This is a genomic window from Mesorhizobium sp. M7A.F.Ca.CA.001.10.2.1 (genome assembly GCF_003998575.1).
Taxonomy (GTDB): Bacteria; Pseudomonadota; Alphaproteobacteria; order Rhizobiales; family Rhizobiaceae; genus Mesorhizobium.
The window spans coordinates 1-595 of sequence record NZ_RZQY01001270.1 but is presented as its reverse complement, the minus strand read 5'-3'; the positions used below and the strand labels follow the sequence as shown (position 1 = coordinate 595).

The window sequence follows — 595 nt, the reverse complement described above, 5'->3', positions numbered from 1 at the left end:
GTCGCCGAGCATGAATTCGGTGCTGCCGTTCCTCAACGATCTGCTCGGTGGCCGGCAGACGGCACGCACCATCCATTTCACCGTCATGGTGCTATTGGTCGCCTTCTTCGTCGTCCATATCCTGATGATCCTGGCCGCCGGCCCGATCAACGAACTGCGCTCGATCATCACCGGCTGGTATCGGACAGATCCTCCCGCACAGGACGATACAGCCGAGAGGAGTGCCTGACATGGCAAAATTCCAGATCAGCCGCCGCAAATTCCTGACCGGTGCCAGTCTTGGCGTCTCCGGCATCATGCTGTCGGGCTGCGACGCCTTCGACAGTCAGCTAGGTGTTGGCAGCGGCCTGCGCAGTTTCCTCGAAAACGCCAATGGCCTGACCTACCGCGCACAGCGGCTGCTTGCCGGAAGTGACGCGCTGGCCCCGGAATTCACCGAGGCCGACATCCGCCAGCCGCAGCGGCCGAATGGTGTCACCGCTCCCGATGACGATGTCTACAAGGGCTTGCTCGCCAACAACTTTGCCGACTGGCGACTGGAGGTTTCAGGCCTTGTCGAGAAGCCGCTATCGCTCAGCCGCGAGCAACTCCAGAA

Annotated in this window: 2 pseudogenes; both read left to right on the top strand. The window is 61.5% G+C overall.

The window, feature by feature from the left end:
• Positions 1-229: pseudogene (locus EN964_RS36580) on the top strand (cytochrome b/b6 domain-containing protein); the annotation flags it as partial.
• A gap of 1 nt (position 230) precedes the next feature.
• Positions 231-595, top strand: a pseudogene (locus EN964_RS36575) (molybdopterin oxidoreductase); the annotation flags it as partial.